A 21,795-nucleotide genomic window follows, 5' to 3' on the forward strand; every position below is an offset into this window, starting at 1 on the left:
GACCTGTGCGCCCGCCTCTGGCAAAGCCGGGGCGACAGTCAGGATACGCCCCGAATGAACCTCTTCACCGAAATCCGCAATCTCGTGACGGCCGAACTCGGCGCCATGGCCGAGGCGGGGGATCTTCCCGCCGGCCTCGACTTCGCCGCCGTCGCGGTGGAGCCGCCGCGCGATCCGGCGCATGGCGACATGGCGACCAATGCGGCGATGGTGCTGGCCAAGCCCGCCGGCAAGCCGCCGCGCACCATTGCCGAGACGCTGGCCGCGCGGCTTGCGGCCGATCCGCGGATCGCGATGGCCGAAGTGGCGGGGCCGGGCTTCCTGAACCTGCGGCTGAAGCCGGGGGTCTGGCAGGGGCTGGTGGCCTCGGTCCTGGGGCAGGGTGCGGACTATGGCCGCTCCTCCATCGGTGCGGGCCAGCGGGTGAACGTGGAATTCGTCTCGGCCAACCCCACGGGGCCGATGCATGTCGGCCATGTCCGCGGCGCGGTGGTGGGCGATGCGCTCGCCCGGCTTCTGGCCTTCGCGGGCTGGGACGTGACGCGGGAATACTACATCAATGACGGCGGTGCGCAGGTCGACGTGCTCGCGCGTTCGGCCTTCGAGCGCTACCGCGAGGCGAACGGGCTCGAGCCCGAGATCCGCGAGGGCCTCTATCCCGGCGACTACCTGATCCCGGTGGGTGAGGCGCTCAAGGCGAAATACGGCACCAGCCTGCTCGACCAGCCGGAAAGCGTCTGGCTCGCCGACGTGCGCGACTTCGCCACCGGCATGATGATGCAGATGATCCGCGAGGATCTGGCGGCGCTCGGCGTCCAGATGGACGTCTATTCCTCGGAAAAGGCGCTTTACGGCACCGGCAAGATCGAGGCGGCGCTGGCCCGGCTGGAGGGCATGGGCCTGATCTACGAGGGCGTGCTGGAGCCGCCGAAGGGCAAGCTGCCCGAGGATTGGGAGCCGCGCGAGCAGACGCTGTTCCGCTCGACGGCGCATGGCGACGACGTGGACCGGCCGGTGAAGAAGTCGGACGGCAGCTGGACCTATTTCGCCCCCGACATCGCCTACCACTACGACAAGGTCAGCCGCGGCTTTGACCAGCTGATCGACATCTTCGGCGCCGACCACGGCGGCTACGTCAAGCGGATGAAGGCGGCGGTGGCGGCGCTGTCCGAGGGGCGCGTGCCGCTCGACATCAAGCTGATCCAGCTGGTGAAGCTGTGGAAGAACGGCGAACCCTTCAAGATGTCGAAGCGCGCCGGAACCTACGTGACGCTGCGCGACGTGGTGGAGCAGGTGGGTGCCGACGTCACCCGCTTCGTGATGCTGACGCGCAAGAACGACGCGGCGCTCGACTTCGACTTCGACAAGGTGCTGGAGCAGTCGAAGGAGAACCCGGTCTTCTACGTTCAATATGCCAATGCGCGGATCAACTCGGTCCTGCGCAAGGCGCGCGAGGCGGGGATCGACGTCGCGGACGCCAGCCTTGCGGCGGCGGATCTGGGCCGGCTCGACCATCCGGCCGAGCTTGCGCTGATCGCGAAAGTCGCGGAATGGCCGCGTCTGGTCGAGATCGCGGCCCGCACGAACGAGCCGCACCGCGTGGCCTTCTACCTGCACGAACTCGCCTCGGACCTCCACGGCCTGTGGAACCGCGGCAACGATGAACCCGGATTGCGCTTCCTTCAGGACGATCCGGCGGTTTCACAGGCAAAAATCGCCCTCGCGCGGGCGGTGGGCGTTGTGATTTGCGCCGGTTTGAGTATCTTGGGCGTCACTCCGGTCGAAGAAATGCGCTGAAAACATGCATCCGCCGGGGCGTAACAGGCAAGCAGCGCCGGGGCGTGCCCCGCGCGCAGTGGGGCAGAGCATGGCGGACGTGGATTTCGACGACTACGAGGGCTATTACGCCCCGCAGCGCCCTGCGAAGATGCAGCGCGCCCTCAACATCGCGGGCGGGGTGTCGTCCATCGCGCTGATCCTGGGGCTGGCGATCTGGGGCTACAAGCTCGCGGTGCGCGACGTGCACGGCATCCCCGTGGTCCGGGCGATCGAGGGGCCGATGCGCATCGCCCCCGAGAACCCGGGTGGCGAAATCGCCGCGCATCAGGGTCTTGCCGTGAATGACGTGGCGGCCGTGGGCACCGCCTCGCCGCCGCCGGACCGGTTGGTGCTGGCGCCGAAGCCGGTGGAACTGGCCCTGGATGACGGGCCGGGCCTCGAGGTTCCGGGCGCAGCACCTGCCGCGGCCCAAGAGGGCGGGACAGAGGCGCCGACGCTCACCCCCGATCGCATGGACACGCCCGTCGAGGAGGTTGCCGCCGCCGCCCCCGCTGCCGATGACGCAACGTCCGGGGCGCTGGCCGAGGAGGAGCTTCCCGCGATCGACGCCGACGCGACCAGGCTCGCGCTGGCCGAGGCCATTGCCGACACGGTCGAACCCGTCGCGACCGAGCCGGAAGAGGCGCTGCCCGAACCCGCACCGCCCGGTGCGGTGACACGCTCGCCGGTGCCGCCGCCGCGTCCGGCCCGCCTCGCGCGGGCGACGCCGGCCGCTGCGGCAACCGCGGCCCCCGCCGGTGCCGCGACCGGGCCGGTCAAGGAGGTCGATCCCGGCACGCTCGCCTCCGGCACGCGGCTTGTCCAGCTTGGCGCCTTCGACGATGCCGACTCCGCGAAGAGGGAATGGGACAAGCTCGTCTCGCGCTTCGGCGGCCTGATCGCCGACAAGGGCCGCGTGGTGCAGAGCGCACAGAGCGGCGGGCGCACCTTCTACCGCTTGCGCGCCTCGGGCTTTGCGGACGAGGCCGACGCACGCCGCTTCTGCTCGGCGCTTCTGGCCGAGGATACCGCCTGCATCCCGGTCGCCGTTCGATGAGCGAGGCCGGCCGGTCGGCCTGCATCTTCGGCTGTTCCGGCCCCCGCCCCACCGAGGCCGAGCGTCGCTTCTTCCGCGAGGCCGATCCCTTCGGCTTCATCCTGTTCGCGCGGAACATCCATGATCCGGCGCAAGTCTCTGCCTTGGCAGCAGAACTTCGCGATTCAGTCGGTCGCGACGCCCCGATCTTCGTCGATCAGGAAGGCGGCCGCGTGCAGCGCCTGCGCGCGCCGCACTGGCGCGAGTGGATGCCGCCGCTTCAGGCTGTCGAGGCAGCCGGCGACCTTGCGCCGCGGATGCTCTGGCTGCGCTATCGCCTGATCGCCGCCGAGTTGCGCGCCGTGGGCATCGACGGCAACTGCGCCCCGGTGGCTGATGTGCTGACGGCGGCCACGCATCCCTTCCTTGCCAACCGCTGCCTGTCGGGCGATGCGGCGACGGTGGCCGAGCTTGGCCGGGTGGTGGCCGAGGCGCATCTGGCGGGCGGCGTGCTTCCGGTGATCAAGCACCTTCCCGGCCACGGACGCGCCGCGGCCGACACCCACCACGACCTTCCCACGGTCAGCGCCGACCGCGAGACGCTGTCCGCCAGCGATTTCGCGGCATTTCGGCCGCTGGCCGATCTTCCGCTGGCCATGACGGCGCATGTGGTCTTCGCGGCCTGGGACGAGCGCCCGGCCACCTGCTCGCCCGCGATGATCGAGGTGATCCGGTCCGATATCGGCTTCGGCGGCCTCCTGATGAGCGACGACCTGTCGATGCAGGCGCTGTCGGGAAGAATCGGCACGCGCGCGGGCGCGGCCATCGCGGCAGGATGCGACATCGCCCTGCACTGCAACGGCGACCTGGCCGAGATGGAGGCCGTTGCCGCCACCGCGGGCGACATGGGTCCGAAGACGCTGGAGCGCGCCCGCAGGGCGCTCGCCCTGCGGCGCACTCCCCTGCCGATTGACAGGGCGGCGCTCGAGGCCGAACATGACGCCCTCTCGGGCGGGCACGTTCATGGCTGACGATTGGGAAGAGCCCTCCGCTGTCCTCAGCGTCGCGGACCGCCTGGCGGCCGAGGCGCTGATCGTCGATGTCGAGGGCTACGAGGGGCCGCTGGACCTGCTGCTGACGCTCTCGCGGACGCAGAAGGTGGACCTGCGGCGGATCTCGGTGCTGAAGCTGGCCGAGCAATACCTGATCTTCGTCAACCGCGCCAAGCAGTTGCGCATCGAACTTGCCGCGGATTATCTGGTGATGGCGGCCTGGCTCGCCTATCTGAAGAGCCGCCTGCTGCTGCCCCCCGACCCGTCCGAGGAAGGCCCCTCGGCCGAGGAGCTGGCGGCGCATCTCGCCTTTCAGCTCGAACGGCTCGAGGCGATGCGCGATGCCGCCGCCCGGCTGATGGCGCGCGACCAGAAGGGCCGCGACTTCTTCCCCCGCGGCCTGCCCGAGGATGTCACCCGCCACCGCAAGGTGACCTGGACCGCCACGCTGATCGACCTGATGCGCGCCTATGCCCGCATCCGCACCAAGGACGAGTTCCGCCCCTTCGTGATGGACCGCCACCATGTCTTCACCATGGAGCAGGCGCTCGAGCGCATGCGCGGCATGCTCAACTGGTTCGGCGACTGGGCCGAACTGACGAGCTACCTGCCCGAGGGCTGGGACGGCCACCCGATGCGCCGCCGCTCGGCCACCGCGGCGCATTTCGCGGCCATCCTCGAGATGACCAAGCGCGGCCAGATCGAGGTGCGGCAGGGCGACACCTTCGCGCCCATCCTGATCCGCAGGAGAGACGGCTGATGACCGAGCACCCGGAGAAGAGCCTGTTCGCGGCCCCCGTGATGGCCGAGCAGGAGCGCATGGTCGAGGCGATCCTGTTTGCCTCCGCCGATCCGGTGACGGTGGCCGAACTGTCCGCCCGCCTGCCTCATGGCTGCGACCCGGCCGAGGCGCTGATGCATCTGCGCAGCCGCTACGAGGGGCGCGGGGTGACCCTCGTGCGCGTGGGCGACGCCTGGGCCTTCCGCACCGCGCCCGACCTCGGGTTCCTGATGCGCAAGGAGACGGTGGAGCAGAAGAAGCTCTCGCGCGCCGCGATCGAGACTCTGGCCATCGTCGCCTATCACCAGCCCGTCACCCGCGCCGAGATCGAGGAGATCCGCGGCGTGGCCGTCAGCCGGGGCACTATCGACCAGCTGATCGAGCTGGAATGGATCCGCTTCGGCCGCCGCCGCATGACGCCGGGCCGCCCGGTGACCTTCGTGGTGACCGAGCAGTTCCTGGACCATTTCGGGCTGGAATCGGCGCGCGACCTGCCGGGGATCAAGGAACTGCGCGCCGCGGGCCTGCTGGACAACCGCCCGCCGCCGGGCAGTGCCCGCCAGCCGGACGAGGACGAGCCGGTGACCGGACAAAGCGAACTTTTCGAGGATTGATCATGACGACGACCGGCTTCTTCGCGAGGCTGAAGCGCCTCTTCCTGCGCAGCGGGACCACCTCCGGCACGGCCGCGCCGCGCCCGAAGCCCACGGGCGAGAGCCGCGCGATCCAGCAGGCGAAGGCCGACCGCGCCGCCGCAAAGCGCGCGCGCAAGGCGGCGCAGGCCACGCGGCGCGGCGGGCGCTGATTTCCGCCGATACCGGACCTGCCCGGTATCCTTTTTCCGCCTGACATGATATGGGGGCCGGGCCGACCCGTTCCGGGGCCGGCAGGGCGTCATTTACGTCCTACTGCCCGAACCCATTTCATGATCCATTCGGAGTTCCTCGATGCATTTTCGCTCGCTCACCGGTCGTCTGTTCCAGACGCTGTTCTTCGAGGCTCTGGGCCTCGCCCTGGTCGTTCCGGTCTATAGCCTCGCCTTCGGACTTGCCGGCCGCGAGGCGCTTGCCATCATGCTTGCCGTGTCGGTGACCGCAATGATCTGGACCGCGCTGCATCACGTGCTGTTCGACTGGTTCGACTGGCACCTGACGCGGCGGCTGGACGGCCACCGGCCCATCGGCTTGCGGGTGATCCAGGCGGTCTCGCAGGAGGTCACCAGCCTGTCGATCACGCTGCCGATGCTGATCTGGCTTGGCGGCCACAGCCCGCGCGAGGCGCTGGCGACCAGCCTCGCGCTGGCGGTGTTCTACACGGTCTATGCCTTCCTGTTCCACGTGGCCGCCGACCGCTGGCGCCCCCTCGGCCGGCACCTCGCCTGGACCTAGGAGTGCACGAGGGGCAGCCGCTCCAGCATCCGGAAACGACCGTCGGTAGCCTCGGCGAACAGGCAGAGGCTGCCGATCCGTACAGGCCCGGCCAGCACCGGCTCCAGCACGCGATCCAGGACGGCCTCCACCGCGTCCAGTTCGGGCTCGGGCAACTCCCCCGTCAGCGTCAGATGGAAGCGGAAATCGTCGAACACGTAAGGATAGCCCCAATCGGCGAGGTAGCCCCGCTGGCGCGGCGTCAGCCGCTCCGGCCGCCGCCGGGCGATCTCGGCCTCGGTCAGCGGAGCTCGGAAGCCGTCGAAGGCCCGCACCACCTGGGCCGCCAGGTCGGACACCGCGCCGTCCTCGGCGCGCGGGACCAGCGCCAGGAAGCCACCGATCCGCGAGATGGTCAGCCCCGCCAGCGTCACCGGCTCCAGATAGGGGCAGAGCGCCACCATCGCCGCGTGGAGATCCACCACATCCACGCCATCGGCCAGCCGGAACGGCGATTTGAACGTGCCGTGCAGCCCGTACTTGCGGGGCGCCTGGGTGATCAGGGCGATGTCGCGCGGAAGGCCACCGATCGGCGGATGCGGCACAGGCTCGGCGGCAACGGGATCCCATCCGAGCCACGCGGCGCCGAACTCGGCCAGCGGCCCGGGCTCGGGCGTCCAGTAGACCGCATATCGCGAAAAGCCTTCCATCGCCGCCTTCTCCTCGCTCAGCCCCTTCCACCATAGCGCGCTGCGCCTGCGAAGAAAGGCCGCCATCCGGTCATTTCCCCCGCCCGGGAACCGCGCTAGGGTCGGGCGAACCCGCATGGAGCCAGTCGATGACGCCCTCTGCCTTCACCGCCCGCGGCCGCTTCTGGCGCGGCAACCTGCACACGCATTCGAACCTGTCCGACGGCGCGCTCGCTCCGGCCGAGGTCTGCCGGCGCTATCGCGACGAGGGCTATGACTTCCTCGCGCTGACCGATCACTTCGTCGGCCGCTATGGCTATCCCATCGTGGACACGCGGCCCTTCCGCAGCAACAGCTTCACGACGATCCTCGGCGCCGAGCTTCACTCCGGCCCGATGGCGAATGGCGAGCTGTGGCATATCCTTGCCGTCGGTCTGCCGGAAGACTTCGCGCCTCCCGCTGTGCCCGACTTCCGCGCTGATGCAGCCCAGGAAACCGGCCCGGCCATCGCCGAGCGCGCGGTGGCCGCGGGCGCCTTCGTGGCGATCGCCCATCCGCAATGGTCCGGGCTGACGCTGGCCGATGCCCGAAGCATCAGCGCCGCCCATGCGGTCGAGATCTACAACCACGGCTGCGCCATGGGCTGCGAGCGTCCGGACGGCAGCGCCATCGCCGACCTGCTGCTGACCGAGGGCCGCCGCCTGACGCTGATCGCCACTGATGACGCGCATTTCACCGAGCCCGACCATTTCGGCGGCTGGGTGATGGTCAAGGCCGAGGAGAACGACCCCGAGGCGCTGCTTTCGGCGCTGAAGCGGGGCGACTTCTATTCTAGCCAGGGCCCGGAGTTGCGGCGGATCGACTGCGACGGCGAGGCGCTCGAGATCGAGTGCTCGGCCGTGACGGCCGCGACGGTGCAGGGCGCGGGCACTGCGGCCACGGCGGTCCATGGCCTGTCGATGACGCGGGCGCGGATCCCGCTCGACCGCTTCCGTGCAAGCCCCTTTGTCCGGGTCACGATCCGGGATGCGGCCGGTCGCCGGGCCTGGTCGAACCCGATCCACCTCTGATCCCGGCTCAGTTGCCGAGGATGCCGGGCAGCCGCAGGTCATGCTCGCGTGCGCAGGCCAGCGCCTCGGGATAGCCGGCATCGGCATGGCGCATCACGCCGGTGGCCGGATCGTTCCACAGCACGCGGGCAAGGCGGCGGTCGGCCTCCTCGCTTCCGTCGCAGCAGATCACCATGCCGGCGTGCTGCGAGAATCCCATGCCCACCCCGCCGCCATGGTGCAGCGAGACCCAGGTGGCGCCCGAGGCCGTATTCAGCAGCGCGTTGAGCAAGGGCCAGTCCGAGACCGCATCCGAGCCATCCCGCATCGCCTCGGTCTCGCGGTTGGGCGAGGCGACGGAGCCGCTGTCGAGGTGGTCGCGGCCGATGACGACGGGCGCCGCCAGTTCTCCGCGGTGCACCATCTCGTTGAAGGCGAGGCCCGCGCGGTGCCGGTCGCCCAGCCCGATCCAGCAGATCCGGGCCGGGAGGCCCTGAAAGGAGATGCGTTCGGCCGCCATGTCCAGCCAGCGGTGCAGATGCGGATTGTCCGGAAACAGTTCCTTCATCTTCGCATCGGTCTTGCGGATGTCCTCGGGATCGCCCGACAGCGCCACCCAGCGGAACGGCCCGATGCCGCGGCAGAACAGCGGCCGAATGCAGGCCGGCACGAAGCCCGGGAAGGAGAAGGCGGTGGAAAGTCCTTCTTCCTTTGCGACTTGCCGGATGTTGTTGCCGTAATCCAGCGTCGGGATGCCGGCGTTGTGAAAACCCACCATCGCCTCCACATGCCGCCGCATCGAGGCCCGGGCGGCGCGGATAACTTGATCGGGGTCGGTCTCCTGCCGGCTGCGCCACTCGGCGAGGGTCCAGCCGAGCGGCAGGTAGCCGTGCAGGGGATCGTGCGCCGAGGTCTGGTCGGTCACCAGATCAGGGCGCGGACCGCCGGCCATCATCCGGGCGAGAAGGTCCGGCACCACCTCGGCCGCATTGCCGAGAAGACCAACCGACTTCGCCTCACCGGCCGAAGTCCAGCGACGGATGAGGTCGAGCGCTTCATCCAGCGTATGAGCCTTCTCGTCCAGGTATCTGGTCCGAAGGCGGAAATCTATCCGACTCTCGTCGCACTCCACCGCAAGGCAGCAGGCGCCTGCCATGACGGCCGCCAGGGGCTGCGCCCCGCCCATGCCTCCGAGGCCCGCCGTCAGGATCCAGCGTCCCGCGAGATCCCCGCCGTAATGCTGGCGCCCGACCTCGGCGAAGGTCTCGTAGGTGCCCTGAACGATGCCTTGCGTGCCGATGTAGATCCAGCTTCCGGCCGTCATCTGGCCGTACATCATCAGCCCCTTGCGATCGAGTTCGTTGAAATGCTCCCAGGTCGCCCAGTGCGGCACGAGGTTGGAGTTCGCGATCAGCACCCGCGGCGCGTCCGGGTGGGTGCGGAACACGCCCACAGGGCGCCCCGACTGCACCAGCAGCGTCTCGTCCGCCTCGAGGTCCCGCAACGTCGCCACGATCCGGTCGAAATCCTCCCAGGTCCGGGCGGCGCGGCCGATGCCCCCGTAGACCACCAGTTCATGCGGATTCTCGGCCACGTCGGGATGCAGGTTGTTCATCAGCATCCTAAGCGCCGCTTCGGTCTGCCAGCTTTTCGCGCTGATCTCGGGGCCGGTCGGCGGAAAGACGTCGCGCAGGTTGTGGCGGCTGGACATCGGCGGCTCCTCAGAGGGTGGGAAGGGCAAGCTCCGCAGCGGCTGCCAGCCCGCCCGAGGCGACGAGGCGGGCAGCGGTGGCAAGGTCAGGGGCGAGGATGCGGTCGGCCTCGATGCGCGGAACCTCCGCGCGGAGCGTGGCGAGCACCTGCCGAAGCGGGGCGGAGGTTCGCAGCGGCGCCCGGAAGTCGATGCCTTGCGCGGCACAGACCGCCTCCACCCCCAGGATCACGGCGAGGTTCTCCGTCATCCGGCCGAGCCGCCGCGCGCCGTGGGCGGCCATGCTGACATGGTCCTCCTGGTTGGCCGAGGTCGGCGTGCTGTCGGTGACCGTCGGCGCGGCCATGTGCTTGTTCTCGCTCATCAGCGCCGCCGTCGTCACCTCGGCGATCATCAGGCCGGAGTTGAGCCCCGGCTCGGGCGTCAGGAACGGCGGCAGGTCGCAGGAGAGCGTCGGATCGACCATCAGCGCCACCCGCCGCTGCGCGATGGCGCCGATCTCGGACAGCGCGAGCGCGATCATGTCGGCGGCGAAGCCCACGGGCTCGGCGTGGAAGTTGCCGCCCGAGACGATGCCGTCCGACAGCACCAGCGGATTGTCGGTCGCGGCATTGGCCTCGATCTTCAGCGTGCGAGCCGCCATGCGCAGCACGTCCATCGCGGCGCCCGTAACCTGCGGCTGGCAGCGGATGCAATAGGGGTCCTGCACCCGCACGTCGCCCTGCCGGTGACTCTCGCGGATCTCCGAGCCGTCGAGCAGGGCGCGCATGAAGGCGGCTGCCTCGATCTGCCCGGCGTGGCCGCGCAGCGCGTGGATCTCGGCGCGCAGCGGGGCGGTGGAGCCCATGATCGCGTCGGTGGACATGGCCGAGATCACCAGCGCCGCCTGCGCCGCGCGCCAGCCGTCGAAGATGCCGGCGAGGGCATAGGCGGTCGAGAACTGGGTGCCGTTGATCAGCGCCAGCCCCTCCTTCGGGCCGAGGGTGACGGGGGTCAGGCCCGCCTCGGCCAGGGCCGCAGAGGCCGGCAGGACGCGGCCGCCCATCTCGGCCTCGCCTTCGCCGATCATCGCTGCGGCCATATGCGCAAGCGGCGCCAGATCGCCGCTGGCGCCGACGGAACCCTGAGCGGGCACAACAGGCGTCACGCCGCGCTCCAGCATCGCCTCGAGCAGCGCCACGATCTCCCACCGCACGCCCGAGGCGCCGCGGCCGAGCGACAGGAGCTTCAGCGCCATCATCAACCGGGCGGTGGCCGTGGGCATCGGCTCGCCGACGCCGCAGCAATGCGACAGGATCAGGTTCCGCTGCAGACGGGCCGTGTCGGAGGCGGCGATCTTCAGGCTTGCGAGCTTGCCGAAGCCGGTGTTGACGCCATAGACCGGAGCCTCGCCCGCCGCGGCCTCGGCAATCCGCGCGGCCGCCGCCTCCACGGTGGGACGGGCGCCGGGGTCGAGCCGCGCCGCCCGGCCCTCGCGCCAGATCGCCTCGAGTTGGGCGAGCGTGGCGTGGCCGGGGGCGAGCACCTCCATCAGACGAACTCCCCGTCGTGAAGCCGGGCGTGGAGCGGCGTCGGGCCGAGCCGCCAGGCAAGCTCGGCCGGGTGTTCGGCGTCCCAGATCGCAAGGTCGGCACGGAAGCCGGAGGCGATCCGGCCGAGGTCGGCCAGCCCCAGCGCGCGGGCGGCGTGCGCGGTGGTGCCAAGCAGCGCCTCCTCGGGCGTCAGGCCGAACAGGGTGCAGGCCATCGACATGGCAAGGCAGATCGAGCCCATCGGCGAGGTGCCGGGATTGAGGTCGGTCGCCACCGCCATCGGCACCCCGGCCGCCCGCAGTGCCGCGACGGGCGGGGCCTGCGTTTCGCGAAGCGTGAAATACGCGCCCGGCAGCAGCACCGCCACTGTGCCGGAAGCGGCAAGCGCCGCGACCCCCTCGGCGTCGAGATATTCGAGGTGATCGGCCGACAGCGCGTCGTGGCGCGCGGCCAGCGCGGCCCCGCCCGAGTTTGACAGCTGTTCGGCATGCAGCTTCACCGGCAGGCGCAGCTTGTGGGCCTGCGCGAAGACATGGGCGATCTGCGCGGGTGAAAAGGCGATGCCCTCGCAGAAGCCATCCACCGCATCGACCAGCCCCTCGGTCTGCGCAACCTTCAGTGCGGGCAGCGCCACCTCGGCGATATAGGCGTCGGGCCGGCCGCGGTATTCGGGGGGCACGGCATGGGCGCCGAGGTAGGTCGTCCGCACCCGGACCTTGCGCAGCTCGCCGATCCGGCGGGCGACGCGCAGCATGCGAAGCTCGGTCTCGATATCGAGCCCGTAGCCCGACTTGATCTCCACCGTGCCCACGCCCTGCGCCAGCATCTCGTCGATCCGGGGAAGGGTGGCCGCCAGCAACGCCTGATCGGTAGCCGCGCGGGTGGCCGCCACGGTCGAGGCGATGCCGCCGCCCATTGCCGCGATCTCGGCATAGGTCGCGCCTTGCAGGCGCATCTCGAACTCGGCCGCTCGGGTGCCGGCAAAGACCGCATGGGTGTGGCAGTCGATCAGTGCCGGGGTGCAGAGCCGACCGCCCATGTCGTGCCGCGGCCAGGCCGTCTCGGGCAGGTCGTCCTCGGGTCCGACCCAGGCGATCCGGCCATGTTCCACCATCACCGCCGCGTGGGGAACCAGACCGTAGCCGCCGCTCATGGTCGCGACCTGAAGGTTGCCCAGAATCATCATCGAGCTTGCCTTTTGTCCGTGCGTGAGACAATTTTGTCTGCACATAAGGACAGGCTGTCAAGAGACTTGGGCATGCAGGTGATCCATGCGGACGAGGCCCTTCTGCCCGACGGCTGGGCAGCGGATGTGACGGTGCGGGTCGAGAGTGGCCGGATCGTCTCGGTCGGCCAAGGCGGAGAGGGCTTGCGCGTCGGATGCCTGATCCCCGCGCCGGTGAACCTGCATCTGCACAGCTTCCAGCGCGCCATGGCGGGGCTGACCGAGCGGCGGAACCCTGCGGGGCGGGACAGCTTCTGGACATGGCGGCAGCTCATGTTCCGCTTCCTCGACAGCCTGACGCCCGAGGAGGTCGAGGCGATCGCCGCCTTCGCGCAGGTCGAGGCGCTCGAGGCCGGCTTCGCGGCCGTGGCCGAGTTCCACTATCTGCACCACCAGCCTGACGGCACGCCCTACGACGATCTGGCCGAGATGTCCGGCCGGATCTGCGCCGCGGCCGATACGACCGGCTGCGGACTGACCCTCCTCCCGGTGCTCTACAGCCACGGCGGCTGCGACGGGCGCCCGCTCGCTCCCGGTCAGGTGCGGTTCGGCAACGCACCCGACCGCTTTGTCCGGCTCTGGCAGGAGGCGGGCGAGGCCGTCACCGCCTTGCCGCCGGATGCCCGGCTGGGCGTGGCTCCCCATTCCGTGCGCGCGGTCAGCCCCGAGGGGTTGGCTGCGGTCCGGGCACTGGACCCGACCGGGCCGATCCACATGCACCTGGCCGAGCAGGTGGCCGAGGTCGAGGAGGTCGAGGCGGCGCTTGGCGCGCGTCCGGTGGACTGGCTTCTGGATCATCATCCGGTCGACGGGCGCTGGTGCCTGATCCACTGCACCCAGATGACGCCCGACGAAACCCGCCGCCTGGCGCGCAGCGGCGCCATCGCGGGCCTTTGCCCGGTGACCGAGGCCAATCTCGGCGACGGCATCTTCGACGGCCTGCGATTTCGCGCCGAGGGCGGGCGGTTCGGCGTGGGTTCGGACAGCGCGATCCGGATCTCGCTGGCCGAGGAGCTGCGCCAGTTCGAATATTCCCAACGGCTGCGGGATCGGGGCCGGGCCATGCTGGCCGAGCCCAGGCGCTCCACGGGGCGCGTGCTGCTGGAAGAGGCCGCGCGCGGCGGGGCGCAGGCGGCCGGCCGGCCCTCGGGCGCCATCGCGACCGGCCTCTGGGCCGATCTGCTGGCGCTCGACACGTCCCATGTCGATCTGGAGGGGCGGACTGGTGACGCGCTGCTCGACAGCTGGATCTTCGCGGGCGACAGCCGGATGGTCGCGGAGGTCTGGTCGGCCGGGCGTCACGTCGTGACCGGCGGCCGCCACATCGCGCGCGATCCGGTGGAACGGCGCTACCGCAAGGTCATGGCGCGGCTGCGGGGGCTTCTGTGATGCTGCAGGGCTGGGAGGAGATCCGCGCCGAAGTCGTCCGCCGCATCGAGGCCCGGGACTGGACGCCGGGGGCGCTGATCCCGACCGAGGAAGCGCTGGCGCAGGAGTTCGGCTGCGCCCGCGCAACGGTCCACCGCGCGCTGCGCGATCTGGCGCAGGCGGGGCTGCTGGAACGCCGGCGCAAGGCCGGGACGCGCGTGGCGCTGCATCCGGCGCGGCAGGCGCGGTTCGACATTCCCGTGACGCGGCTGGAGGTGGAGGCGCGCGGCCAGACCCATGGCTTCCATCTGCTCGACCAGCGCGAGATGCCGGCGCCGCCGCCGGTCGCCTCAGCCTTCGGGCTGGAGGCCGGAGCGGTCCTGCTGCGCCTCCGGGGGCTGCACCTCGCCGACGGGCGGCCCTTCCTCTACGAGGACCGCTGGCTCGATCCGGCCGTCCTGCCGGAGCCGCGGCCCGACTTCCGGCGCATCAGCCCGAACGAATGGCTGGTGGGCCATGTCCCCTGGACGACCGGCGACATCGCCTTCTCGGCGGTCAACGCCACGGCCGAGGAGGCCGCGATCCTCGGCTGCGAGCGCGGCGCGGCCCTCTTCGTGACCGAGCGGACGACACGGGCGGAGGGGCGGCCGGTCACCTCGGTCCGGCTGGCCCACGCGCCCGGCTACCGTCTGCAGACGGCGATCTGAGGCGGATCAGTCGCGCCGCAGCGCCGCGGCAAGCCACAGAGCGGCCAGCGCGGCGGACAGCAGCGCGTTCCAGCCCGCCATCGAGATGCCGAACATCTGCCAGGCGATGTCGTCGCAGCGCACCACGCGGCCCACATCCACCGCCGGGTTCAGAAGGTCTCCGGCCGAGATGCCCTCGATCGATCCGGTGGAGCAGGAGGCGAGGCCTTCCCACCACTTCAGCTCGACCCCGGCATGGAAGACGCCGATAGCCGAGGAGGTGGCGGCACCCGCCGCACCGACCAGCGCCACGATCCGCGACGGCCAGGCCAGCGCCACGGCCCCTGCCAGCGCCGCCACAAGATGCGGCCAGCGCTGCCAGATGCAGAGCGGGCAGGGTGGCAGGCCGGCCAGATACTGGAAGCCCAGGGCACCGATCAGCAGGCCGGCGGAGCCCGCCGCGGCCACGAGCATCAGGAACCTGCGCGTCATCGGAAAGCCTCCGCCTCTCGTCCGTCCGGCGGGTTGCACCACGCGGGACGACGCGGGTCAAGCCGAAAGGGGGAATGGCGCGGAACCCGCCAGCGCATAAACTCTTGGTTTACGGCAAGAGCGTGGGAGGGGCGGATGGACTGGCGCGGACGGCGGGGCAGCCGCAACATCGAGGATCGGAGGGGCGCGCGCGTCGGCAGCATCGGCGGGCTTGGCGGTGCGGGCGTTCTGGCCGTGCTGCTCATCGGCTGGTTCCTCGGGGTGGACGTGACGCCCCTGCTGGAAGAGGGCGGCGGAAGCCCCGAGCCGCGCGAGATGACGGCCGAGGATCAGGCCGCCGCGGAATTCGTCTCGGTCACGCTCGCCGATACCGAGGAGGTCTGGACCCAGGTCTTCCGCGAGCAACTGGGTGCGGAATACCAGCCGCCGGTCCTGGTGCTGTTCAGCGAGGCGACCCGTTCCCCCTGCGGCGGGGCCAGCGGGGCGACCGGGCCGTTCTACTGCCCGCTCGACCGCAAGGCCTATCTCGACACCGCCTTCTTCGCGACGATGGAGCGGCAGCTTGGCGCCAGCGGCGACTTCGCGGCCGCCTATGTCGTGGCGCACGAGATCGGGCACCATGTCCAGAACGAGCTGGGCATCCTCGAGGAGGCGAACACGCTCCGCGCCGGGATGTCCGAGGCCGACAGCAACGCGGTCTCGGTCCGGATCGAGCTTCAGGCGGACTGCCTGTCGGGCATCTGGGCGCGCCGAGCCGAACAGCGCTTCGGCAGCCTCGAGCCGGGCGACGTGGAAGAGGCGATGAACGCCGCCCGGCAGATCGGCGACGACACGCTGCAGCGCAACGCCGGGCAGCGGCCCATGCCGCATACATTCACCCACGGCACCTCCGAGCAGCGGGTGCGCTGGTTCGAGCGGGGCTATGCCTCGGGCGACCTCGCAGATTGTGACAGCTTCGCGGCACGCGACCTCTGAACGCCCGGGCTGAAGGCGGGCTCTGCGGCCGCGCGAGGCCAAGGCCCGAGGCGCGTGACCGTCGCGCCGATTGACGGCTGCAGACGGGCGGGATAAACGGGTTCCCGCATGCGGTTGTGGCGGAATGGTAGACGCGGGGGTCTCAAAAACCCTTTCCTCACGGAGTGTCGGTTCGAGTCCGACCAGCCGCACCAGATCCCGGCCTGACGGCGATTCGCCCCCTGCACCCCCCAAGGATGCCCTTGAAGGCCCTTTTTGGCCGGTTCGGGCACCCCATCCGGGCAGGGCTTGATATTTCAATCGTCGATTGTGCCCCCTTCGGCCATGCCAGCCCCCGCCATGGCATCGCCTTGCATCGCCTGTCGCCAAGTCTTTCGTGGCAAGGCCGCATCGCGCGTAACGAGAGTGGACACTCCACCGAAGGCAGAGCCGAGGCTTCGCCCTCAAGTTGCAGCCCCGCCTTGCCCACCTGTCCAAATTGGGGCGTTCCAAAGGCAAGTGCCGCCATACCTTTGCCTTTTTTCCTTTGCGGAAGAAGGAAGTGACGTTAACTTTTGGTTATCCCGCATTGGCGGGACAGACCTTGCGGCGGGCGCCATGTCCGTCGACCCAGGGGGCGCGGATCGGAATTTTACAGGTGCGGCATCACGCCGGAGTTTGTTTTGACTGGATCGTATTTCATCATTTGTTTCGCTGCCGTCCGGCCATCTCGTCCGGAGCGTCAGCCCTCCATCATCGATCCGCGCTCCCTGGGTTTTCATTTCAAGGTCCCGCCGACGCAGGGCCGCAAGAGGCAGGGGAGCGACCATGGAGCATCCTGAGCGTCTTCACTCCTGCAACCGCGTCGTCGTCGCCTGTTTCACGCCGGGCGCGCTGATCGCGACGCCGAAGGGAGAAGTGCCGGTCGAGCAGCTTGTCGCCGGCGACCGGGTGATCACCCGCGACAACGGCATCCAGCAGATCCGCTGGACGAGCAGCCGCAAGGTCGATCACGGCATCCTCGTCGCGAACCCGCACCTCAAGCCGATCCTGATCGGGCAGGGCAGCCTTGGGGGCGGCCTGCCGGAGCGTGACCTGATCGTCAGCCCGAACCACCGGATGCTGGTGGGACGCGATCGGACGCAACTGCATTTCGACGAGCCCGAGGCGCTGGTGGCCGCCAAGCATCTGGTGGGCCCCCGCGGCATCCGCGAGCTGGAGAGCGGCGGCGTCACCTACATCCATTTCATGTTCGATCGTCACGAGGTCGTGCTGGCCAACGGCGCCTGGACCGAGAGCTTCCAGCCCACCGCCCGGATCGTGCAGGGCATGGGCAACGCGCAGCGCAATGAACTGTTCGAGCTGTTCCCGGGCCTGCGCAGCCCAGAGGGACTGGCGGGCTACGCGCCGGCACGGCCCGTCCCGCGGCCGCAGGCGGAGGAACTCGTCCGCTGACAGGAACGACATCGGCGACCCCCCCAAGGCATGCCGATGCGCGAAGGGGCTCCCGGGCCGGGAGCCCCTTCTATTTGTCTCCGTCCCGGCGCCAGTGGGCCCAGTCCTCGGGGGTGTCGAGGTCGGTCACCGCGCGGCTGCCGGCCAGCGGCACCAGCCGCAGCCGGCCGCCCTCGCGGCGCAGGAGGTCCCGCGCGCCCACATCCCCCTGAAGCCGGCAGAGGTCGCCGCGCAGATCGGCAGGAAACAGGATGGGATGACCGGGCCGGCCACCCTCGGCGGTCGCGCGCAGGATCGCCGCGGGATCGGCGCGATGAAGGTCCGCGAGATGGCGCAGATCCGAGGCCTCGATGTCCGGCAGGTCGGCGAGCAGGATCATCACCGCCGCCCCCTCAGGTGCCGCCGCCACACCGGCGCGGATCGAGGCCGCGATGCCCTCGGCCGCCCGTTCGACATGCACGATCCGCACCGGCAGGCCGCGCAGGGCGGCCTCGCGCGCGGGGCGGTCGGGCGCAAGGGTCACGATGACCTCCAGCCCGGCCCGAAGCGCCTTGCCGGCCTGAACCGCGATCAGCGGCCCGCCGGCGACCGGCTCCAGCAGCTTGTCCGCCCCCCGCATCCGCGAGGAGGCCCCCGCCGCGAGCAGGATCACGACGGGGGCGGGCACCGCCATCTCAGCGTCCGGGGATCAGGCCCCGGGGCGAGAAGCGCAGCACCAGCAGCAGGATCAGGCCCATGGTCAGCAGCCGCATGTGGGCCGCAGAGTCCTGCAGATGCGCCTTCAGCCAGGACCCGTCGGCCATGCCCGCGGTCACCGCGCCCATCAGCGAAAGCCCGATCGGCTCCACCATGACCCAGAGCCACCAGATCAGGAAGCCGCCCAGCACCGCGCCCCAGTTGGAGCCCGAGCCGCCCACGATCACCATCACCCAGACGAGGAAGGTGAAGCGCAGCGGGTTGTAGGTGCCCGGCGTCAGCTGGCTGTCGAGCGTCGTCATCATGGCGCCCGCGACGCCGATCACCGCCGCACCAAGCACGAAGATCTGCAGGTGCCGGCGCGTGACGTCCTTGCCCATCGCCTCGGCCGCGACCTCGTTGTCGCGGATCGCGCGCATCATCCGGCCCCAGGGCGATTTCAGCGCCAGTTCCGACAGGGTGACGATGGCCACCAGCACCGCGACGAACAGCCCGGCATAGCAGAGCTTCACCACGATGGCCGAGGCGGTCATCGGGTCGAAGCCCCAGCCCTGTGCCCAGGCGACGAACGAGGCGCTCTGCTGCAGGTCGACCTCATAGGGCACCGGGCGCGGCAGCGAGATGGTGTTCTTCACCCCGCGCGCCAGCCAGTCCTCGTTCTTCATCACGGCGATGATGATCTCGGCAATGCCGAGCGTCGCGATGGCCAGGTAGTCCGAGCGCAGGCCGAGCGCGGTCTTGCCGATGGCCCAGGCGGCACCGGCGGCCAGCAGGCCGCCCGCCGGCCAGGCGAGCAGGACGGGCAGGCCAAGGCCGCCGATGCTGCCATAGAGCGCCGGGTTGATCGCCTCGATCGCCACGGTGGCGGGATCGAAGAGGGCGCGGAAGGCGAAGAAGCCCGCCACCAGCACCGCGATCAGGGCCAGCGCGCGCAGCTTGCCCTTCGGCAGGCGCCGCCAGACCGCGATGGCGGCGGCGATGGTGGCCGCCCCCAGCGCCAGCGCCGCCAGCACGCCGAAGCCGCCCGCGGCCCATGCCCCCGGCACCGGCTGGGCCGAGGTGATGACCACGGCAAGCCCGCCGAGTGCCACGAAGCCCACGACACCCACATTGAACAGGCCGGCATAGCCCCACTGGATGTTCACGCCGAGCGCCATGATCGCGGAAATCAGCGCCATGTTGAGGATGCCGAGCGCCGAGTTCCAGCTTTGCAGCATGCCCGTCGCGGCAAAGAGCACCGCCACCAGAGCGAAGAGAAGGAGGTTGCGGTTCATACCGATTTCCCCTTGAAGAGCCCGGTGGGCATGAACAGCAGGACGATGATCAGGATCGCGAAGCTGACCGCGAACTTGTAGTCGGTGGACATCAGCTGCACGAGCCCGTCAGGTGCCATGGACTCGGGCAGCAGGTAGGTCGCGACCTTCTTCCAGGCATAGGTCACCGTGACCTCGGAGAAGGCGATGACGAAGCCGCCCGCGATGGCACCGATCGGGCTGCCGAGGCCGCCGACGATCGCCGCCGCGAAGATCGGCAGCAGCAGCTGAAAGTAGGTGAAGGCCTTGAAGCTCTTGTCGAGGCCGTAGAGCACGCCCGCCGTCGTCGCCAGCGCCGCGGCAAGGATCCAGGTCACCGCCACCACACGCTCGGGGTTGATGCCCGAGAGCAGCGCCAGATCCTCGTTGTCCGAGAAGGCGCGCATCGACTTGCCGGTGCGGGTGCGGTTCAGGAACCAGAACAGCGCGACCACCACGATCATCGCGGTGACCACGGTGATCGCCTGCGTCGTCTTGATCGCCAGACCTTCGTCAAGGCCGGTCATCTTGCGGAAATCGCCCGCGGTGATCAGGAAGCGCTCGCCATCGGCAAAGCCGATCTCCTCGACCCCGATGATGAAGCGCACGATGCCGTTCATCACGAACATCACGCCGAGCGAGACGATGACGAGGATGGTCGGCGCGGCCTTCTGCTTGCGGTAGAAGCGGTAGACCGCGCGGTCCGTCGCCAGCACCAGCGCCGCGGTGACCACGATGCCGAGCGGCAGGGCGATGAGCGCGGTGGGCAGCGGCCCTGCGCTGACGCCGGCCGCCTGCAGCGCCCAGGTGGCGAGGATCGTCACCATGGTCCCGAAGGCCATCGTGTCGCCGTGGGCGAAGTTCGAGAACCTGAGAATCCCGTAGATCAGCGTGACGCCAAGCGCGCCGAGCGCGAGCTGCGCACCATAGGCGAGACCCGGGACGAAGACGAAGTTGAGGAAGGCCACGAGGGCGTTCAGGATGTCCATCTGTCAGCCCCCAAGGAAGGAACGGCGCACCTCGGGGTCGGCCATCAGCGCGGGCCCCGTGTCGGTGAAGCGGTTGGCGCCCTGCACGAGGACATAGCCGCGGTCGGCGATTTCCAGCGCCTGCCGTGCGTTCTGCTCGACCATGAGGATCGAGATGCCGGTGCGCGCGACCTCGATGATCCGGTCGAACAGCTCGTCCATCACGATGGGCGAAACGCCCGCGGTGGGCTCGTCCAGCATCAGCACCTTGGGCTGGGTCATCAGCGCGCGGCCCACGGCGACCTGCTGGCGCTGGCCGCCCGAAAGCTCGCCCGCCGGCTGGCGGCGCTTCTGCTTCAGGATCGGGAACAGGCCGTAGACCTGCTCCATCGTGTCGCGGATGTCGTCGCGGCGCAGGAAGGCGCCCATCTCCAGGTTCTCCTCGACCGTCATCGAGGTGAAGATGTTGTGGGTCTGCGGCACGAAGGCCATGCCCTTGGCCACACGGGCCTGCGGGGTGAGGGCGGTGATGTCCTCGCCCTCCAGCCGCACATGGCCCGCGCGCAGACGCAGCATGCCGAACACCGCCTTCATGGCGGTGGACTTGCCGGCGCCGTTGGGGCCGACGATAACCGCGATCTGGCCGCGTTCCACCGCCAGCGTGCAGCCGTGCAGGATGTCGGCGGCGCCGTAGCCGCCCGTCATGTTCTCGCCGATGAGGAAGGGCTCAGCCACGCCGAACCTCCGCATGGCAAGGGGTTGCGCGTCGATCTTCACGCATGGCCCACCACCTTGTTCTTCAGTCCGGTGCCGAGGTAGGCCTCGATCACGCGCTCGTCGTTCTTCACTTCCTCGACCGTCCCTTCCGCCAGAACCTTGCCCTCGGCCATGCAGATGACCGGGTTGCACAGGCGGGCGATGAAATCCATGTCGTGCTCGATCACGCAGAAGGTGTAGCCGCGTTCCCCGTTCAGCCGCACGATGGCGTCGCCGATGGTGTTCAGCAGCGTCCGGTTCACGCCCGCGCCCACCTCGTCGAGGAACACGATCTTGGCGTCCACCATCATGGTGCGGCCAAGCTCCAGCAGTTTCTTCTGTCCGCCCGAGATGTTCGCGGCCTTCTCGTCGGCGAGGTGCGAGATCGTCAGGAACTCCAGCACCTCGTCGGCCTTGTCGCGCAGCCGGCGTTCCTCGGCCGCCACCGCGCCGCGGCGGAACCAGGCGCTCCACAGCGTCTCGCCCGACTGGTGCGCCGGGACCATCATCAGGTTCTCGCGCACCGTCATCGAGCCGAATTCATGGGCGATCTGGAAGGTGCGCAGCAACCCCTTGTGGAACAACTCGTGCGGCGGCAGGCCGGTGATGTCCTCGCCGTCCATCGTCACGCGCCCCGAAGTCGGCTTCAGCCGGCCGGCGATCACGTTGAACAAGGTGGTCTTGCCCGCCCCGTTCGGCCCGATCAGCCCGGTGATCGAGCCGGTGGCGATCTTCAGCGACGCGCCATCCACGGCGCGGAACCCGCCGAAGTGCCTGTGCAGGTTTTCGACTGCAATCATGGTTTCCCCTTCGCCCGCCGCACCGCGCCTCCCTCACGCCGTCGCCGGGTCCTTTTTTAATAGGCAAC

At 69.8% G+C, this 21,795-nt stretch carries 22 protein-coding genes and 1 tRNA gene; 13 read left to right on the forward strand and 10 right to left on the reverse strand.

All coding sequences use genetic code 11. From position 1 onward, the window contains the following. Positions 1 to 54 precede the first annotated feature (54 nt). The 7 genes from argS (at position 55) to CK951_RS07980 (ending at position 6,075) form a co-directional block, all read left to right on the forward strand. Positions 55 to 1,797, forward strand: a complete 1,743-nt coding sequence (gene argS / locus CK951_RS07950) for an arginine--tRNA ligase (RefSeq protein WP_096785641.1) — start codon at positions 55 to 57, stop codon at positions 1,795 to 1,797. Positions 1,798 to 1,867: 70 nt separating this feature from the next. Continuing rightward, complete coding sequence (locus tag CK951_RS07955) at positions 1,868 to 2,875, forward strand: SPOR domain-containing protein (RefSeq protein WP_096785642.1); 1,008 nt, start codon at positions 1,868 to 1,870, stop codon at positions 2,873 to 2,875. Next, the gene (locus CK951_RS07960; RefSeq protein ID WP_096785643.1) at positions 2,872 to 3,885 is read left to right on the forward strand and encodes a glycoside hydrolase family 3 N-terminal domain-containing protein; all 1,014 of its coding nucleotides are present in this window, start codon (positions 2,872 to 2,874) and stop codon (positions 3,883 to 3,885) included. The genes CK951_RS07955 and CK951_RS07960 overlap by 4 nt, the downstream gene beginning before the upstream one ends. After that, the gene (locus tag CK951_RS07965) at positions 3,878 to 4,666 is read left to right on the forward strand and encodes a ScpA family protein (protein WP_096785644.1); all 789 of its coding nucleotides are present in this window, start codon (positions 3,878 to 3,880) and stop codon (positions 4,664 to 4,666) included. The genes CK951_RS07960 and CK951_RS07965 overlap by 8 nt, the downstream gene beginning before the upstream one ends. Then, a complete protein-coding gene (gene scpB / locus CK951_RS07970; RefSeq protein ID WP_096785645.1) occupies positions 4,666 to 5,301 on the forward strand; it encodes an SMC-Scp complex subunit ScpB in 636 nt (211 codons plus the stop codon). The genes CK951_RS07965 and scpB overlap by 1 nt, the downstream gene beginning before the upstream one ends. Positions 5,302 to 5,303: 2 nt before the next feature. Then, entirely contained in the window at positions 5,304 to 5,492 is a 189-nt protein-coding gene (locus tag CK951_RS07975; protein ID WP_096785646.1) for a hypothetical protein, read from the forward strand. Between the two features lie 142 nt (positions 5,493 to 5,634). Then, the gene (locus tag CK951_RS07980) at positions 5,635 to 6,075 is read left to right on the forward strand and encodes a chlorhexidine efflux transporter (RefSeq protein WP_096785647.1); all 441 of its coding nucleotides are present in this window, start codon (positions 5,635 to 5,637) and stop codon (positions 6,073 to 6,075) included. On the opposite strand, the gene CK951_RS07985 is transcribed toward CK951_RS07980, so the two are convergent. Continuing rightward, a complete protein-coding gene (locus CK951_RS07985) occupies positions 6,072 to 6,764 on the reverse strand; it encodes a DUF1045 domain-containing protein (protein ID WP_096787197.1) in 693 nt (230 codons plus the stop codon). The genes CK951_RS07980 and CK951_RS07985 overlap by 4 nt on opposite strands. Before the next feature lie 128 nt (positions 6,765 to 6,892). On the opposite strand from CK951_RS07985, the gene CK951_RS07990 reads away from it, so the two are divergent. Further along, positions 6,893 to 7,813, forward strand: a complete 921-nt coding sequence (locus CK951_RS07990) for a PHP domain-containing protein (RefSeq protein WP_096785648.1) — start codon at positions 6,893 to 6,895, stop codon at positions 7,811 to 7,813. A 7-nt stretch (positions 7,814 to 7,820) separates the two neighbouring features. On the opposite strand, the gene hutU is transcribed toward CK951_RS07990, so the two are convergent. From hutU to hutI, 3 genes are read right to left on the reverse strand one after another with little or no spacing between them, the layout of a single operon-like run. Next, positions 7,821 to 9,503: a urocanate hydratase gene (hutU, locus tag CK951_RS07995; RefSeq protein WP_096785649.1), complete on the reverse strand. Its 1,683-nt coding sequence runs from the start codon at positions 9,501 to 9,503 to the stop codon at positions 7,821 to 7,823. A gap of 10 nt (positions 9,504 to 9,513) precedes the next feature. Further along, positions 9,514 to 11,034 (reverse strand): histidine ammonia-lyase, encoded by a 1,521-nt coding sequence (gene hutH, locus CK951_RS08000; protein WP_096785650.1) that lies wholly within the window; start codon positions 11,032 to 11,034, stop codon positions 9,514 to 9,516. Further along, positions 11,034 to 12,221, reverse strand: coding sequence for an imidazolonepropionase (hutI, locus tag CK951_RS08005; RefSeq protein WP_096785651.1), 1,188 nt, complete (start codon positions 12,219 to 12,221; stop codon positions 11,034 to 11,036). The genes hutH and hutI overlap by 1 nt, the downstream gene beginning before the upstream one ends. A gap of 72 nt (positions 12,222 to 12,293) precedes the next feature. On the opposite strand from hutI, the gene CK951_RS08010 reads away from it, so the two are divergent. Continuing rightward, positions 12,294 to 13,649, forward strand: a complete 1,356-nt coding sequence (locus tag CK951_RS08010; protein WP_096785652.1) for a formimidoylglutamate deiminase — start codon at positions 12,294 to 12,296, stop codon at positions 13,647 to 13,649. After that, entirely contained in the window at positions 13,649 to 14,335 is a 687-nt protein-coding gene (locus CK951_RS08015) for a GntR family transcriptional regulator (protein WP_096785653.1), read from the forward strand. The genes CK951_RS08010 and CK951_RS08015 overlap by 1 nt, the downstream gene beginning before the upstream one ends. A 6-nt stretch (positions 14,336 to 14,341) precedes the next feature. Here CK951_RS08015 and CK951_RS08020 read toward each other — a convergent pair whose 3' ends face one another. Next, positions 14,342 to 14,806: a disulfide bond formation protein B gene (locus CK951_RS08020; RefSeq protein ID WP_096785654.1), complete on the reverse strand. Its 465-nt coding sequence runs from the start codon at positions 14,804 to 14,806 to the stop codon at positions 14,342 to 14,344. A 135-nt stretch (positions 14,807 to 14,941) separates the two neighbouring features. Here CK951_RS08020 and CK951_RS08025 point away from each other — a divergent pair, with 135 nt between their 5' ends. From CK951_RS08025 to CK951_RS08035, 3 genes are all read left to right on the forward strand, one after another. Further along, positions 14,942 to 15,781 (forward strand): neutral zinc metallopeptidase, encoded by an 840-nt coding sequence (locus CK951_RS08025; protein WP_096785655.1) that lies wholly within the window; start codon positions 14,942 to 14,944, stop codon positions 15,779 to 15,781. 110 nt (positions 15,782 to 15,891) lie between these two features. After that, positions 15,892 to 15,975 (forward strand) — tRNA-Leu (locus tag CK951_RS08030). A gap of 613 nt (positions 15,976 to 16,588) precedes the next feature. Next, positions 16,589 to 17,215 (forward strand): Hint domain-containing protein, encoded by a 627-nt coding sequence (locus CK951_RS08035; RefSeq protein ID WP_096785656.1) that lies wholly within the window; start codon positions 16,589 to 16,591, stop codon positions 17,213 to 17,215. Positions 17,216 to 17,285: 70 nt separating this feature from the next. On the opposite strand, the gene CK951_RS08040 is transcribed toward CK951_RS08035, so the two are convergent. The 5 genes from CK951_RS08040 to CK951_RS22070 are packed head-to-tail and all read right to left on the reverse strand — an operon-like array spanning position 17,286 to position 21,727. Continuing rightward, the gene (locus CK951_RS08040; RefSeq protein ID WP_096785657.1) at positions 17,286 to 17,888 is read right to left on the reverse strand and encodes an NTP transferase domain-containing protein; all 603 of its coding nucleotides are present in this window, start codon (positions 17,886 to 17,888) and stop codon (positions 17,286 to 17,288) included. A gap of 1 nt (position 17,889) precedes the next feature. Beyond that, entirely contained in the window at positions 17,890 to 19,185 is a 1,296-nt protein-coding gene (locus CK951_RS08045; RefSeq protein ID WP_096785658.1) for a branched-chain amino acid ABC transporter permease, read from the reverse strand. Beyond that, complete coding sequence (locus CK951_RS08050) at positions 19,182 to 20,192, reverse strand: branched-chain amino acid ABC transporter permease (protein WP_096785659.1); 1,011 nt, start codon at positions 20,190 to 20,192, stop codon at positions 19,182 to 19,184. The genes CK951_RS08045 and CK951_RS08050 overlap by 4 nt, the downstream gene beginning before the upstream one ends. A 3-nt stretch (positions 20,193 to 20,195) precedes the next feature. After that, positions 20,196 to 20,906 (reverse strand): ABC transporter ATP-binding protein, encoded by a 711-nt coding sequence (locus tag CK951_RS08055; protein ID WP_096787198.1) that lies wholly within the window; start codon positions 20,904 to 20,906, stop codon positions 20,196 to 20,198. A gap of 38 nt (positions 20,907 to 20,944) precedes the next feature. Beyond that, positions 20,945 to 21,727, reverse strand: coding sequence for an ABC transporter ATP-binding protein (locus CK951_RS22070; protein WP_096785660.1), 783 nt, complete (start codon positions 21,725 to 21,727; stop codon positions 20,945 to 20,947). Positions 21,728 to 21,795 lie beyond the last annotated feature (68 nt).

It is taken from the genome of Rhodobacter sp. CZR27 (assembly GCF_002407205.1).
GTDB lineage: Bacteria > Pseudomonadota > Alphaproteobacteria > Rhodobacterales > Rhodobacteraceae > Cereibacter_A.

What these genes read in the sequence shown, in the direction of transcription:
- argS (WP_096785641.1), top strand. Translation starts at nt 55, where the DNA reads ATGAACCTCTTCACCGAAATCCGCAATCTCGTGACGGCCGAACTCGGC.
- CK951_RS07955 (WP_096785642.1), top strand. Translation starts at nt 1,868, where the DNA reads ATGGCGGACGTGGATTTCGACGACTACGAGGGCTATTACGCCCCGCAG.
- CK951_RS07960 (WP_096785643.1), top strand. Translation starts at nt 2,872, where the DNA reads ATGAGCGAGGCCGGCCGGTCGGCCTGCATCTTCGGCTGTTCCGGCCCC.
- CK951_RS07965 (WP_096785644.1), top strand. Translation starts at nt 3,878, where the DNA reads ATGGCTGACGATTGGGAAGAGCCCTCCGCTGTCCTCAGCGTCGCGGAC.
- scpB (WP_096785645.1), top strand. Translation starts at nt 4,666, where the DNA reads ATGACCGAGCACCCGGAGAAGAGCCTGTTCGCGGCCCCCGTGATGGCC.
- CK951_RS07975 (WP_096785646.1), top strand. Translation starts at nt 5,304, where the DNA reads ATGACGACGACCGGCTTCTTCGCGAGGCTGAAGCGCCTCTTCCTGCGC.
- CK951_RS07980 (WP_096785647.1), top strand. Translation starts at nt 5,635, where the DNA reads ATGCATTTTCGCTCGCTCACCGGTCGTCTGTTCCAGACGCTGTTCTTC.
- CK951_RS07985 (WP_096787197.1), bottom strand. Translation starts at nt 6,764, where the DNA reads ATGGAAGGCTTTTCGCGATATGCGGTCTACTGGACGCCCGAGCCCGGG.
- CK951_RS07990 (WP_096785648.1), top strand. Translation starts at nt 6,893, where the DNA reads ATGACGCCCTCTGCCTTCACCGCCCGCGGCCGCTTCTGGCGCGGCAAC.
- hutU (WP_096785649.1), bottom strand. Translation starts at nt 9,503, where the DNA reads ATGTCCAGCCGCCACAACCTGCGCGACGTCTTTCCGCCGACCGGCCCC.
- hutH (WP_096785650.1), bottom strand. Translation starts at nt 11,034, where the DNA reads ATGGAGGTGCTCGCCCCCGGCCACGCCACGCTCGCCCAACTCGAGGCG.
- hutI (WP_096785651.1), bottom strand. Translation starts at nt 12,221, where the DNA reads ATGATGATTCTGGGCAACCTTCAGGTCGCGACCATGAGCGGCGGCTAC.
- CK951_RS08010 (WP_096785652.1), top strand. Translation starts at nt 12,294, where the DNA reads ATGCAGGTGATCCATGCGGACGAGGCCCTTCTGCCCGACGGCTGGGCA.
- CK951_RS08015 (WP_096785653.1), top strand. Translation starts at nt 13,649, where the DNA reads ATGCTGCAGGGCTGGGAGGAGATCCGCGCCGAAGTCGTCCGCCGCATC.
- CK951_RS08020 (WP_096785654.1), bottom strand. Translation starts at nt 14,806, where the DNA reads ATGACGCGCAGGTTCCTGATGCTCGTGGCCGCGGCGGGCTCCGCCGGC.
- CK951_RS08025 (WP_096785655.1), top strand. Translation starts at nt 14,942, where the DNA reads ATGGACTGGCGCGGACGGCGGGGCAGCCGCAACATCGAGGATCGGAGG.
- CK951_RS08035 (WP_096785656.1), top strand. Translation starts at nt 16,589, where the DNA reads ATGGAGCATCCTGAGCGTCTTCACTCCTGCAACCGCGTCGTCGTCGCC.
- CK951_RS08040 (WP_096785657.1), bottom strand. Translation starts at nt 17,888, where the DNA reads ATGGCGGTGCCCGCCCCCGTCGTGATCCTGCTCGCGGCGGGGGCCTCC.
- CK951_RS08045 (WP_096785658.1), bottom strand. Translation starts at nt 19,185, where the DNA reads ATGAACCGCAACCTCCTTCTCTTCGCTCTGGTGGCGGTGCTCTTTGCC.
- CK951_RS08050 (WP_096785659.1), bottom strand. Translation starts at nt 20,192, where the DNA reads ATGGACATCCTGAACGCCCTCGTGGCCTTCCTCAACTTCGTCTTCGTC.
- CK951_RS22070 (WP_096785660.1), bottom strand. Translation starts at nt 21,727, where the DNA reads ATGATTGCAGTCGAAAACCTGCACAGGCACTTCGGCGGGTTCCGCGCC.